General features: G+C 61.3%; 10 protein-coding genes and 1 pseudogene. 1 reads left to right on the top strand and 10 read right to left on the bottom strand.

The window, feature by feature from the left end:
- Positions 1-60: 60 nt before the first annotated feature.
- From RFM68_RS15065 to RFM68_RS15020, 10 genes and pseudogenes are all read right to left on the bottom strand, one after another.
- Positions 61-1,740 carry a formate--tetrahydrofolate ligase gene (locus tag RFM68_RS15065; protein WP_320233776.1) on the bottom strand — a complete coding sequence of 560 codons (1,680 nt, stop codon included), beginning with the start codon at positions 1,738-1,740 and terminating at the stop codon, positions 61-63.
- Between the two features lie 322 nt (positions 1,741-2,062).
- Positions 2,063-3,181: a DUF2333 family protein gene (locus RFM68_RS15060; protein ID WP_320233775.1), complete on the bottom strand. Its 1,119-nt coding sequence runs from the start codon at positions 3,179-3,181 to the stop codon at positions 2,063-2,065.
- Between the two features lie 116 nt (positions 3,182-3,297).
- Positions 3,298-4,602 carry a DUF6638 family protein gene (locus tag RFM68_RS15055; protein ID WP_320233774.1) on the bottom strand — a complete coding sequence of 435 codons (1,305 nt, stop codon included), beginning with the start codon at positions 4,600-4,602 and terminating at the stop codon, positions 3,298-3,300.
- 67 nt (positions 4,603-4,669) lie between these two features.
- A pseudogene (locus tag RFM68_RS15050) lies at positions 4,670-5,079 on the bottom strand (endonuclease domain-containing protein).
- Positions 5,080-5,138: 59 nt separating this feature from the next.
- Positions 5,139-7,043, bottom strand: a complete 1,905-nt coding sequence (locus RFM68_RS15045; RefSeq protein ID WP_320233940.1) for an ATP-binding protein — start codon at positions 7,041-7,043, stop codon at positions 5,139-5,141.
- A 2-nt stretch (positions 7,044-7,045) separates the two neighbouring features.
- Entirely contained in the window at positions 7,046-7,837 is a 792-nt protein-coding gene (locus RFM68_RS15040) for a Fic family protein (protein WP_320233773.1), read from the bottom strand.
- A 45-nt stretch (positions 7,838-7,882) separates the two neighbouring features.
- A complete protein-coding gene (locus tag RFM68_RS15035; RefSeq protein ID WP_320233772.1) occupies positions 7,883-9,028 on the bottom strand; it encodes a hypothetical protein in 1,146 nt (381 codons plus the stop codon).
- A gap of 34 nt (positions 9,029-9,062) precedes the next feature.
- Positions 9,063-10,151 (bottom strand): hypothetical protein, encoded by a 1,089-nt coding sequence (locus RFM68_RS15030; RefSeq protein ID WP_320233771.1) that lies wholly within the window; start codon positions 10,149-10,151, stop codon positions 9,063-9,065.
- 274 nt (positions 10,152-10,425) lie between these two features.
- Complete coding sequence (locus tag RFM68_RS15025; RefSeq protein WP_320233770.1) at positions 10,426-10,815, bottom strand: c-type cytochrome; 390 nt, start codon at positions 10,813-10,815, stop codon at positions 10,426-10,428.
- Between the two features lie 211 nt (positions 10,816-11,026).
- Positions 11,027-11,638, bottom strand: coding sequence for a thymidine kinase (locus RFM68_RS15020; protein WP_320233769.1), 612 nt, complete (start codon positions 11,636-11,638; stop codon positions 11,027-11,029).
- A 230-nt stretch (positions 11,639-11,868) separates the two neighbouring features.
- Here RFM68_RS15020 and RFM68_RS15015 point away from each other — a divergent pair, with 230 nt between their 5' ends.
- Positions 11,869-12,804 carry a choline ABC transporter substrate-binding protein gene (locus tag RFM68_RS15015; protein ID WP_320233768.1) on the top strand — a complete coding sequence of 312 codons (936 nt, stop codon included), beginning with the start codon at positions 11,869-11,871 and terminating at the stop codon, positions 12,802-12,804.
- Positions 12,805-12,811: the final 7 nt, after the last annotated feature.

Below are 12,811 nucleotides of genomic sequence, written 5' to 3'. Positions count from 1 at the left end.
CAAGCAAAAAGGGCGCCGCAATAAGGCGGCGCCCTTGGTCGTTCCCAGTCCTGGCGATTCTTAGAACAGCCCTTCGATCTGGCCGGCTTCGTTCAGGAAGATCTTTTCCGACGACGGCTTGCTTGGCAGGCCGGGCATGGTCATGACCTCGCCGCAGATGATGACGACGAATCCGGCGCCCGCCGAAAGCCTGACCTCGCGTACCGGCACGGTGTGGCCGGTCGGCGCGCCGCGCAGGTTCGGGTCGGTCGAGAAGGAATACTGGGTCTTGGCCATACAGACCGGCAGGTTGCCGTAGCCGGCCTGCTCCCAGGCATGCAACTGGTCGCGGACCGACTTGTCGGCGATCGCCTCGTCGCCGCGATAGATGCGCTTTACGATGGTGTTGACTTTCTCGAACAGAGGCATCTCGTCAGGGTAAAGCGGCGAGAACTGCGAGGCGCCGGATTCGGCGATTTCGACGACCTTCTTCGCCAGATCCTCGATGCCGGCCGAACCCTGCGCCCAGTGCTTGCACAGGATCGCCTCGGCACCCTGCGCCTTGACGAAGTCCTTCATTGCCTGGATCTCGGTATCGGTATCGGTGGTGAAGTGGTTGATCGCCACGACGGCCGGCACGCCGAACTGCTTCACGTTCTCGATGTGGCGGCCGAGGTTGAGGCAGCCCTTCTTCACCGCCTCGATGTTCTCCTTGCCGAGGTCTTCCTTCTTGACGCCGCCATTCATCTTCATGGCGCGCACGGTGGCGACGATGACGGCCGCCGACGGCTTCAGCCCAGCCTTGCGGCACTTGATGTCGAAGAATTTCTCGGCGCCCAGATCGGCGCCGAAGCCGGCTTCGGTCACCACATAGTCGGCGAGCTTCAGCGCCGTCGTGGTGGCGACGACCGAGTTGCAGCCATGGGCGATGTTGGCGAACGGTCCGCCGTGGACGAATGCGGGATTGTTCTCCAGCGTCTGGACGAGGTTCGGCTGCATGGCGTCCTTGAGCAGAACCGCCATGGCGCCGTCGGCCTTGAGGTCGCGGGCGAAGACCGGCGACTTGTCGCGGCGATAGGCGACGATGATGTCGCCAAGGCGCTTTTCGAGGTCCTTGAGGTCGGTGGCGAGGCATAGGATCGCCATCACCTCCGAGGCGACGGTGATGTCGAAGCCGGCTTCACGCGGATAACCGTTGGCGACGCCGCCCAGCGAGCAGATGATCTCGCGCAGCGCCCGGTCGTTCATGTCCATGACGCGGCGCCAGGCGACGCGGCGGGTGTCGATGCCGAGTTCGTTGCCCCAATAGATGTGGTTGTCGATCAGCGCCGAAAGCAGGTTATGCGCCGTCGTAATGGCGTGGAAGTCGCCAGTGAAGTGGAGGTTCATGTCCTCCATCGGCACCACCTGCGCATAACCGCCGCCGGCCGCGCCGCCCTTGACGCCGAAATTCGGGCCGAGCGAGGCTTCGCGGATGCAGACGATCGCCTTCTTGCCGATGCGGTTCAGGCCGTCACCAAGGCCGACCGTGGTGGTCGTCTTGCCTTCGCCGGCAGGCGTCGGGTTGATGGCGGTGACCAGGATCAGCTTGCCGTCCGTCCTGCCCTTGACCGACTTGATGAACTCGGCAGAGACCTTCGCCTTGTCATGGCCATAAGGCAGCAGATGCTCGTTCGGGATGCCGATCTTGGCGCCGATCTCCTGGATCTGTATTTTCTTCGCGGCGCGGGCGATCTCGATGTCGGACTTCACTTCGGCCATGACGGCTTTCCTCTGGATTGGGCGGTGGAAGGGACGGTTTTGATCTTTTGTGCATGTTCGAAGCGCCGCACGGGCGCAGGGGGCATTTTCTAACCCTGTCGCTGCCTAGGCGTCAACTTTCATGCAACTATGTTTCCTGTAAAGAAAGAATATTGCTGTTCCCCGGTTCGACCCTCTTCGGGTCTTCGGCGCCCGGTCGCTTGCGCCGTATAGAAGCCAGAGCGGCGGCCGCTTCGCCGTCTCAAAACAGCCGCCTAATGCGCGAAAAGCGACAGGGGCGAAGGCGCAAATCCGCCATCGCCCTGACCGACGGACGCCAGCCCTATTGCGTCAGCACGTTGCTGATCTCGACCATGTTGGAGCGCACCCGAAGCACGTAGAAGCCCATCGTTGTCAGATGTGTCGGCAACAGCCAGCCATCCTCGCGGCCATTGGCGATGATGAAGGGCTGGATGCGCAGCGCGGAGACGAACTGCGCGTCCATCGTGTCCCACAGGTTCTGCAGATGCTTTTCCTTGATGACGCCTTCGAAATCGGCCTGGGCGCCCTTCATCAGGCCATAATAGGCGTAGAGCTGGCCATAGGCGAACCAGTAGCGGTCGTCGGCGCGGAAGTCGAACCAGCCATTGTTGTGGTTTTCGGCGCGTTCCTTGAGGATGGCCGAGGTCGAGCCGATGTCCGACGCGATGCGGTCGATGTACTGTTTCAGATTGTCGGCGCGGGCGTCGAAAGTCGTCTGGCAGGTGGCGAGGCGGGCATTGAAGGAGCGCAGATTGCCCATCGCACGCCGGTACATGCTGGGCGTGGTCGCGGTCATGCCGTTGCGGCTGATGTACCAGATGGACTCGTCGTACTGCAACTGACCACGAGCATCCTGCAGATTGGTGTCGATCTGCGACGTGGTGCGGACACGGCCAAGGTTGTCGGCAAGCTCGGTGGCTGTACGGCGCACTGCCTGATTGATGCCGCGCTGGAACGAAGCCTTGTTGTCCATCCATGGCGTGTCGTCCCAGTTGATGCCGAACAGACCGAGCTTGTAAAGGACCATCGACGAGACCCAGGCGTTCTGGTTGACGTTGAAGTCGATCAGGTCCGCAGCAATCTGGGCGATACCGGAGTCGCCGCAGGTCTTTGTGGTATCGGTGCCGGCGCCGGCGGCTACCTGTTCGCCGGCGGAAACATTGCGTTTCTCGAAGCTGTAGGTGTCGGGATAGCTCGGGTTGAAATTGCTCCACCATTGGGTGGCGTAGAAGAAGTTGGCGTAGAGGCCGACCAGCACCAAAAGGGCTAGGCCGACCACTGCCTTGAGGATCCAGCCGCGCTGCGTGTACCAGCGGCCGGCCCACATGAACGGCCACAAGATGACGCCGATCAAAAGGCCGATGCCGCGGCCGATCCACTGGAAAATCCTGACGAAGAAGGTCACGATCGGATCAAGCATGGCTGTTTCACCCCTCAGAGCATTTCACCGTTTCCTGGGAAACGGCGATCTGCTCTAACCCTTTGTTTTGATGCAATTCCGGGCGGAAAACCGCCCACACTTTTCCTGGAATTGCTCTAGTCAGTCAAGCCGTAAAGGCGCGCGCGGAACGCCGCCTTGTCCTTCAAATATGTGGTTTTCAGAACGTCCACAACATGCGACCGCCAGGCATCGCTGTAGCCGTCATAGTCCTTGTAGAATCCCGGCTTGTTGAAGACGTAACGTGAAACGAAGTCCTGCGGTACGAAATCCGAGATCAACTGGTTGGTCAGCCAGGCATCGGGATGATCGGGCTTGGCGCGCACGACCAGGAAACGCTGGCGCGGCGGCACGTCCTCGATCTTGAGATGGCCGAGTTGGGCGATCTCGCGCTTGGCGGCATTGAGAAAGGGAAAGTTTCCGTCGCTTGCGATCAGATCGGCATGGCCAAGGATCCAGGTCTGCAGCCAGACCTTGTCGACGTCTGTCAGATTGCGGTTGGGTTCGGCGTCGCGGATCAGCGCGCGCACGACCATTTCGGCGCGATGCTCGAGATAGCCGGAAGCCTCGATCCATGAGGCTCGCGGCAGGTCGAGGCGGCCGGTGGCGGCAAGGAAGCGGAACACCTTGTCGGCGTCGTTGATCGACAGATAGCTCACCTGCCACGGCCGCGAGCGGCGGAAGCCGGGTGCGGCCGGGTCGCTGATCACCGTCGTCATATCGGGGTCGACAAACACGTAGAGCCCGCCGAAATGACTGGTCCAATAGGCGGTGTGGCGGAAGATCACCTGGTCCGGCACCAGCGCGTTCTCGCGGATATCGCCGCAGACCTTGGCGAGATCGACCATGCGCTCGAGCATGGCGTTGTCGCGCCAGGCGTCAGGCTCCTGCTTCAGCCGGTCGACGAGCTTGCCGAGCTCGGCGGCCTTGCCGAGCACGTCCTCGGCCGACAGCACCTTGAACTCGACCTGATTGATCGACAGCAGGTCCTCGATGTCGTTGACCTTGGGAACGGAGTCCTCGATCTCGCCGTAGATCACGTCCTTGATGGTCAGCGCGTCGATGGCGCGCTGGTTCCTCGACATGAATTCGAACATCAGCTGCGAGGTGTTGGAGAAGGCGGTGTGGACCACCGGCAGGTCGATCTGCGACGGCGTCAGGATGATGAAGCGGCGGTTGACCTCGTTGGGGTCGAGATAGCCATAGTCACCGCACTCCTCGGCGATTTCGGGCGAGAAGCCGGTGCGGTCGATCTGGAAGCTCGTAAGCTTGGTTGGCTGAAGGCCAAACGCGGCCATTGCCTTGTTGTAGCGCTGGACAAGATGCGGCTCGTCGACGGTGAGCAGGCGGCCGTAGATCAGATCGTTGTCGCGCAGAAGGTCGGGCTTTTTGGCGTGGGTCACTCTTCCTTCTCCCCGTTCACGGGGAGAAGGTGCCCGAAGGGCGGATGAGGGGCGGCGCAAACGCTCATCATTTTTCCCCCGACATAGCTGCCGGCAGAAATTTTGCATCGGTACCAATCATCTTGCGATCCAACCGACCATCCAATGCTGCAACAATCGTATCCAGCACACCCGTGCGGCTGGTCAAAACGTCCGCGTGCCAAACCCTCAATACCGACCACCGTTATTGTTCATCGTCTCGTCCCTATATCGATCTCGGGACCGACCTGCATGTTGGCTGCCGTCGACCTCCACGACCAGATTGGCTTCGCGGCAAGCGAAGTCTGCGAAATAGGGCCCAATCGGTAGCTGGCGTACAAACTTGTGGCCATTCAATCGCCGTCCGCGCAGTTCATGCCAAAGCCTTTCCTCGGCATCGTTCTCAACCTTCCGTAGCTCACGGGCTCTCGCTACTTTCGGCTCATTTCTGCCACGCATTGCGCTGCCCCTCATCCGCCCTTCGGGCACCTTCTCCCCGTGAACGGGGAGAAGGAAGATCACCAAAGCCCCTTCTTCTTCAATTCCTCCATCTCGCTCGCTGCGCGCTCGCGCAGCCGCGCGTCGCGCAAGAGCTTCTCCACCGCGGCATCATCGGATTTGTCGGAATAGCGGAATTCGGAATCGGCGTAGCGGTTGATCTCCTGCATGACCATGTCCATCGAAAATGGCCCGCGCAGCTCCTCGATCATCGCCTTCTTGTCGTCGTAGCTTTTGTGCATGAAGGCTTCGGGCTTTTCGAACCAGTCGTCCGGCAGCTCGATGTCCATGGCGCGCATTTTTATCGCGTCGGTGACGTTCTTGATGGCGCGGCCGGTGAAGCGCGGCTCGGCGTCCTTGATCATGTGCAGGTAGGTGCCGACATCGGCCATGGTCTTCGGCGCACCATTTTCCTTCATGTAGCGCTCATAGACCTTCACCAGGCCGTCTTCCTGCGGCTTCTCGTGCTCTTCATAGGCCTCGGCCACGGCGCGCTGGATCTCCTGCGCGGCGTAGAGCTCATGCTTGCCCAGAGGGATCTGGTGGTTCTTGCCGGCGAGCAGCACGAAGATATCTATATAGTCGTCGCGGGTCTGCGGGCCATCGATCAGCCAGCGGGCGCCGGCGCGCTGGCGCAGCGCATCGTCGACGTTTTCGGGATAGTTGGAAAACATGCCGAAGGAGCAGTTGCCGCGCACCACCGTCGAGGCGCCGGCGAAGGCATCCATCAAGACGCCGGTGATCTCCTGCTGGCCAGCCGAGGCGCGGTCGTCGGAACGGCGCGCCGCCACCTGGTCGATGTCGTCGACTGTGCCGAAGCCGATGACGCGTGGATTGAGCACATTGTTGATGAACTGGCGGCAGTTCTGGCCGGACTTGCCCTGATAGGACGAAATCTGGTCGACGCCGAAATTCTCGTAGGCGAAGGGATAGCCGGCCACCTGGCAATAACCGTTGAGGAGGCCGGCGATCATCTGGATCAGCGTCGTCTTGCCGGTGCCGGGCGCGCCATCGCCGATGAAGGTGAACAGGAAGCCGCCGAGCTCGACGAAAGGGTTCAGCTCGCGCTCGAAGTCATAGGCCATCAGCATCTTGGCCAGCCTGACCGACTGGAATTTGGCGATGTGATTGCCGACGACTTCTTCCGGTTTCTTGAAGGTCATCACCAGCGGCTTGGAGCGTTTGCCGGGCGCGACGTCGAAGCCGTCGAGGATGAAATCGTCGACATCGATGCGGATATGCGCGTTCTCGAACGGGCCGATACCGTCGAAGCGGCCTTTTCGCGCCAGGAGCCCGTCGATGGCGATGCGGGCAAAGGCCCGCGCCCGCGTCGTCAGGTCGGCGTCATCCTTCGAACCGGCAATCGCCTTGTCGAGGCCGGCGACGATCGACTTCACCGCATCCTGCGGCGTGTCGAACAGGAAATCGGGTTCGGGACTGTCGTTCGGCGCCTCGCCGTCGCTGTCGATCAACTGGAACAGATAGGAGGCGAAGCTGAAGGCCGAAACGTAAGCCGAAGCCGACAAAAGCTTCTTGAAGGTCGACGCGTCGTCGCCTTCGAGCGGCGCGCGGGCGTTCTTGGCCTGCAGGCTTTCAAGGTCGGAGCCTTCGGCGAAGACATCCGAAATGGCCAGTGCGATGGCCAGGCCGCGTCGGGCGCGAAACAGCAGCGTGTGCTGCGGGATCGTCATCAACTGGTCGTCGGGGTGAATGGCCGCGACCGTCTTCGAGAGCTCGACCTCGCGCGTGCGGCGCACCGAACCGACCGACACGGTCGAGACGAAGCGGCGGTTGGTGCCGGCGAGCGCGGTACCGGATTCGCGCGAGGGATCCTCCAGCACCACGATGCGGGTGATGAAGCTCTGCGCGGTCGCGCGATGCTTTTCGATGGCGGCTTCCGAGATCGTGGTCAGGCCGGTGTCCATCATCAGCTCCCCATCGGAATTATCGTTTCGCCACGGGCGGATGAATCGCGAGCTTGATGCGCGGCATCGAGATACAGGTCCAGCGTTTGGTCCAGCCGGTCGAAAAGCAGCTTGTCGAAGGCGGCATGACCGCCGCCGCGCTGGTCGATTTCAAGCGCCGCGATATAGGCAGGGCGATCTTCGGGGCGGATCGCCACGGCCGGGTAGCCGGCGCGCGCCAGCACAAGGTTCATCAAGAGCCGTGCCGTGCGGCCATTGCCGTCGTTGAAGGGATGAATGCCAACGAACCGCCGATGGGCCTCGAAGGCGGTTTGCGGTCTATTGCGTGCCGCGCCAAGCCAGCGGCAGAAACTTTCCATGAGCGCGGGCACTTCGGTTGGCGTAGGGAAATTGTGAACGCCGGCATCGGTGTTCACGTGACGGGCGCCGTCGGCGTAGCGACCGGCGATCTCCGGCTTGGAATTCGCGACGACCAAATGATGCAGGTTGCGGATGTCAGCCTCGATTATCGGAGTGTCGCGTTGAGCAGCGATTTCCAGCACCCAGTTCAGAGCCCGTGCGTGATCGACCGCTTCAAGGTGATCCTTGAGGGGCTTGCCGCCGATGGTGATGCCTTTCTCAATGACCAAGGCGGTCTCACCCGCGCTCAGCGTGTTGCCCTCGATCGCGTTCGACGTATAGGTGATGTCGATGCGCTGGGTGTGCTCCAGGCTATCCAAGGCACCTGGGCGAACTTTCTTTTTTAGAGCGTCAAGCTCTCTTTTCTTGACGAAAACCCTGCCTGCTGGTGTCATTTTCGCACCTCGCTTGCGCGCCGCGACTCTGGCTGCGCAAGCATCTCACACATCGCTGATGACCTGTCCATTGGACAGGATGTGGACCTTGTAGCCGGAAAAGACCTTCTGCGCCTCGCCCGCGGCGTAGAGCGCCTGGTAGGCCTCGTGAGGGATCAGCGCGTGGTTCTCGTAGCTCGAGACGCCCTGGCGCGCCGCTTCGAGATCGTCGGTGTTGATGAAGAACTCCTGCGTCGTCTTCTCGCTGGAGAAAAGACCCTTGCGGCCGGGCTTCTCGGCCTTGGAGAAGACTTCCTGGATGGTCCAGGTAAGCAGCCAGGCGTTCTCCGGCTTGCGCACCTTGGCCAGCACTTCGGTCACCGTCGAATTGTTGTCGGTGATGCCGGCCGAATAGAAGGGCCCGAGCACGACGCGGCGCAGTTGCTTGGGATGCAGCGGCTCGAAATCCTTGTCGAGATTGACCGCGATCGTCGCCGGCGAAAGTGTGTAGGCCGAGTTCTTTTCGGTGAAATCGTCGAAGCGGTGTGCGAGCTCCGGATTGAGCAGGCCGTCGACGGGAAGCGGGATGTCGACCCGCTCGTTGAGCTTGCCGTTGCCGTCGACCAGCTGGCGCACCATGCTTTCGGAGGAGTCCTCCACGGTCACCATGTAGACCAGCGGCAGGTTGGCGCTGCCGTCGAACGAGGCCCAGTGGACGAGATAATAGGGCCGCATGGTCTTCGGGTTGACCGAAACCTTGGCCGTCTGCGACAGGGTGAAGGGGCCGAACGTTGCCTCGCTCTTGACGTCCTCAAGATAGAGCCGCTCGGCCATCGACTTCTGCAGCGCTTCGGGAAATTCCTTGTGGCGTAGAATGAAGTCGGCCATCTCCTCGCGCAGCTCGCCAGCCAGGGGAATGTTGGCCAGCCGGGCATCGGCCTGGCGGCGGTCGTTCTCCAGCTCAAGCAAGTTCTGGAACACCGGGTAGCCGCTGTCGGCGCGCGAAATGCGGAACGTGTCCATGAAGCCGAGGCGGTTGCGCCAGCACACAAACGACTTGTCCAGCCGGGCGATGTATTCGGCGACGATCTTGGCGACGATGCCATGCCGGTAAAGCGGCGAGCGGTCGTCGCGCATGAACACTTCCAGCCCGCTCAGCGCCGCCGTGATGGCGGAGAAATAGCGTGCCGCCGCGTCGTTCTCAGGTGTCATCTGGCTGCCGTGGATATGAAGTCAGCGGCGCCGCCTATTGCTGCACATAGTTGGCGGAATTGTGCTTCTTCATCACCTCGTCGAAGCGGCGCGCGAAGGCATCATCGGCGAGTTTCTTGCGGCGCTGAATGTCGGCTGAAGCCACCATGTTCTTCTCATGCATCTCGAGCAGGTCGCCGATGTGCTTTTGGGAAGCGGCACCGATGCCGGCCATGGTTTCCTCGGCGGTGTTGTCGACCTGGCTGCCAAGCGTATTGATCTTGTGGGCGACGTCCTGCTGGGCGGCGGTCTTCAGCGAATCTTCCAGCGCCTTGTAGAGGACGATGCGCTGCTCGGTGTCGATGGTCAGCTTGTTGATCAGCGTCGACTGCGCGGCGATCTGGTTGTTGAGCGAATCGACGAAGGTCTGGAACATCGAGGTATAGCGCTCCAGCGTCTGGCTTTCGGCAAGCAGCTCCTGCTCCTTGGCCTGCTTTTCATTGTATTCGGTCGCCATTTTCGAGCGCTCGCCTTCAAGCTCGGTGCGCTCCTTCTGGGTCGTCGAGGCGGCGATCTTGTTTTCGATGTCGAGCAGCATCGGGTTGAGCTCCTCGATGCGCTTCTGCACCGTTTCGAGGTTGGTCATGGTCACCTTGCGGCGCTCGATCACCTGCGACAAGCTGGCCTCTGAGGTCTTGTAGCGCTGGTCGAGGACCTGTTTCTGCGCCTTCAGGATGCCGACGATGGTGTCCGACTTCGCCAAAAGCTCCTGCAGATTGCCGGCGAGCGACATGTTTCGCACGCGATCGGTGCGCATGCGCTGCTTGCGCTGTGCGGAGAACACGCCGACGAAGTTTTCCCAGCCGGTGTAGTTCTTCATGCTTTCGAATTCGGCGCCGAAGACGTTGGTGGCGTCCTCCAGCCCGATGATCAGGTCGGCGATATTGCCCTCCATGACCTTCTGTTGCTTGAGCACGTCCTCGATACGGGCGTTCTCGATGTCGAAATTGGCGTCGCCGATCTTCTTGTCGGCGGTGGCAAGCGTGTCGAGCACGGTGCCGGACTGCTCGATCTTGGTGCGCATGTCCTGCACGACCTGCTTGGTCTTGGCAATTTCGGCATCGAAATTCTGCAATGTCGCCATTGGGGCCTCCCGCTTCGGCATCCGTTTCCGTGTCGTGGCGGCGAATATATGTGGGGCTTCAAAGGATTGAAAGAAGGAAGGCAAGGAGAGGCGTCAAAACAAAAGAATTGGTTAGGTTCTTGAAAGACAAGGCAAGCATGCGTAAGGCGCCCAGTAGCGCGCACGTCGTCGAACAGCTTTGGCCGATATGCCTTAAGCTCTTGTTTTTGCGAACGGCCATGAAACAGCGCCGGCAAATCTCTGGCGGCGACAATACCGGTTTCTCCTGCGCCGATCAGGGCTTGGGGTCGGCCTTGAGATAGGCGATCACGTTGGCGATGTCGTCATCGCTGGTCAGGCCGGTAAAGGCCATTCTGTTGCCTGGAACCTTCTGCCTGGGCGCCTTGAGATATTCGGCGAGGTTGGCTTCGTCCCAGACGAGGCCCGCGGCGCCTGCATCCTTCATGGCTTGCGAATAGTGGCCGGCAAAGCTTTCCGCCGAACCGGCCTTGCGGCCGACGACACCCATCAGATGCGGACCGACCTTGTCGCGGTCGCTCGCCGCCTCGTGGCAGGCGATGCAACGGTTGAAGACCTTCTTGCCCAGCGCCGCATCGCCATCGGCATGCGCGGCAAGGCCGCCGGCAAGCAGCAAGACCGCGGCGGACGGAATGGCTCGAAGCATGGCGGCAACTCCCGATGGCTTTGGCCAGATAGAATCGCTGGCCCGCTCTAACTCTCTATTTTCACGCATTCCGGACGGAAAACAGCTGCGCACTCTCCAGGAATTGCTGAAATAACGGGCAGGCTTTAACAAAGGCAGCATAAAACCGCGCATTGCAAGCGGGTGGCAGCGGCGGCTACCCGGCTACCCGATGACCGGCAGCCGATCAGGCTCAGCGGCTGACGAAACCGATGAAGTCGTCAGGCGCGGCCCTGCCCATCTCCTCTTCCCAATGGCGGCGGCAGAGCGAAACATAGACGTCCTTGCCGATCGCCACCTGCTCGCCCTGCTTCGCCACCTTGCCGTCGGATGCCAGGCGCACCACCATCGTCGCCTTGCGGCCGCAACGGCAGATGGTGCGCACCTCGCGCAGGTCGTCGGCAATGGCGAGCAGCGCTCGCGAGCCGGGGAACAAATTACCCTGGAAATCGGTGCGCAGGCCGTAGCACATGACCGGAATGCCCAGCCGGTCGGCAATGCGGGCGAGTTGCCAGACCTGCTCCTCCTCGAGGAACTGCGCCTCGTCGACAAAGATGCAATGCACGGGGGCATGCTGGTGATGCTCGGCGACCCTGGCATAGAGATCGTCGCCGCCGCGGAACATCCCGGCCTCGGATTCGAGACCGATGCGCGACGAAATCAACCCGCTGTCGCCCTTGCGATAATGGCCGGCGACGAACAGCATAGTCGACATGCCGCGTTCGCGATAGTTGTAGGACGCCTGCAAAAGCATGGTCGTCTTGCCGGCATTCATCGTCGCGTAATGGAAGTAAAGCTTGGCCATAGGTGCTTTTAAGCTGACTTGCCGCGGCACGGGGAGGGGGCGCTGGCTCCGTCCACCAAAAACTCGATGTCGTTCAAAAACCTGTCATGTCGTCTATTGGCCAGTGCGCGCCGTTCATCGTGATGTCGAACCGCTTGAAACAACATCAAAATGGTGTTTGGCTGACGAAACAAGGCGGGCGCAAGAACCGTGACTTCGCATCGCCTAAGAATCGCAATGGGAGAAAGTTCATGTCGCGTATGAAATCCATCGTCGCGGGCCTCGGCCTGGCGGCGCTTCTGACCACGACCGCCGCTTATGCTGGCGATCCGGCGAGCTGCAAGGCGGTTCGCCTGTCCGATGTCGGCTGGACCGACATCCAGGCCACCACGGGGCTGGCGTCGGTGCTGCTCACTGCGCTCGGCTACGAGCCGCAGACGATCCAGCTTTCGGTGCCGGTGACCATGGCCTCGCTGAAGAACAAGGACCTCGACGTCTTCCTCGGCAACTGGATGCCGTCGATGACCAACGACATCAAGGACTATACCGCCGACGGCTCCGTCGAGACGATCAGCACCAACCTGACCGGCGCCGGCTATGGCATCGTCGTGCCGACCTATGTCGCGGACGCCGGCGTCAAGACGCTGACAGATCTCGGCAAGTTCAAGGACAAGTTCAACGGCAAGATCTACGGCATCGAGGCCGGTAATGACGGCAACCGCATCATCCTCGACATGATCAAGAACCCGGCCGACAATCTCGGCGGCTTCGAGTTGGTCGAGTCCTCGGAGGCCGGCATGCTGACGCAGGCCGAGCAGTCGATGAAGAACAATGAGTGGATCGCCTTCCTCGGCTGGACGCCGCATCCGGTGATGGGCGCCATGAAGATCACCTATCTCGACGGCATGGGCGACAGCGGCTTCGGCGCCGCCACCGTCTACACCAATGTGCGCAAGGGTTACACCACCGAGTGCCCGAACGCCGGCAAGTTCATCGCCAACCTGAAGTTCAACCTCGACATGGAAGGGCAGATGATGGACGCGATCCTGAAGGGCGGCGATGCCCAGACGGTAGCGACCGACTGGCTGAAGAAGCATCCCGACGCCGTGGCGCCGTGGATTGCCGGCGTCACCACCTTCGACGGCGGCGACGCGGCTGCTGCCGTCAAGACCGCGCTCGGGAGCTGAGCCGGCT

This window comes from Mesorhizobium montanum, assembly GCF_033977145.1.
In the GTDB taxonomy this organism is placed as follows: Bacteria; Pseudomonadota; Alphaproteobacteria; order Rhizobiales; family Rhizobiaceae; genus Mesorhizobium; species Mesorhizobium montanum.
This window is presented reverse-complemented; position numbering and strand designations above follow the sequence as displayed.

Excerpts from the sequence above, each read along its gene's own strand:
- RFM68_RS15065 (WP_320233776.1), bottom strand. The coding sequence starts at position 1,740 with ATGGCCGAAGTGAAGTCCGACATCGAGATCGCCCGCGCCGCGAAGAAA.
- RFM68_RS15060 (WP_320233775.1), bottom strand. The coding sequence starts at position 3,181 with ATGCTTGATCCGATCGTGACCTTCTTCGTCAGGATTTTCCAGTGGATC.
- RFM68_RS15045 (WP_320233940.1), bottom strand. The coding sequence starts at position 7,043 with ATGGACACCGGCCTGACCACGATCTCGGAAGCCGCCATCGAAAAGCAT.
- RFM68_RS15040 (WP_320233773.1), bottom strand. The coding sequence starts at position 7,837 with ATGACACCAGCAGGCAGGGTTTTCGTCAAGAAAAGAGAGCTTGACGCT.
- RFM68_RS15035 (WP_320233772.1), bottom strand. The coding sequence starts at position 9,028 with ATGACACCTGAGAACGACGCGGCGGCACGCTATTTCTCCGCCATCACG.
- RFM68_RS15030 (WP_320233771.1), bottom strand. The coding sequence starts at position 10,151 with ATGGCGACATTGCAGAATTTCGATGCCGAAATTGCCAAGACCAAGCAG.
- RFM68_RS15025 (WP_320233770.1), bottom strand. The coding sequence starts at position 10,815 with ATGCTTCGAGCCATTCCGTCCGCCGCGGTCTTGCTGCTTGCCGGCGGC.
- RFM68_RS15020 (WP_320233769.1), bottom strand. The coding sequence starts at position 11,638 with ATGGCCAAGCTTTACTTCCATTACGCGACGATGAATGCCGGCAAGACG.
- RFM68_RS15015 (WP_320233768.1), top strand. The coding sequence starts at position 11,869 with ATGTCGCGTATGAAATCCATCGTCGCGGGCCTCGGCCTGGCGGCGCTT.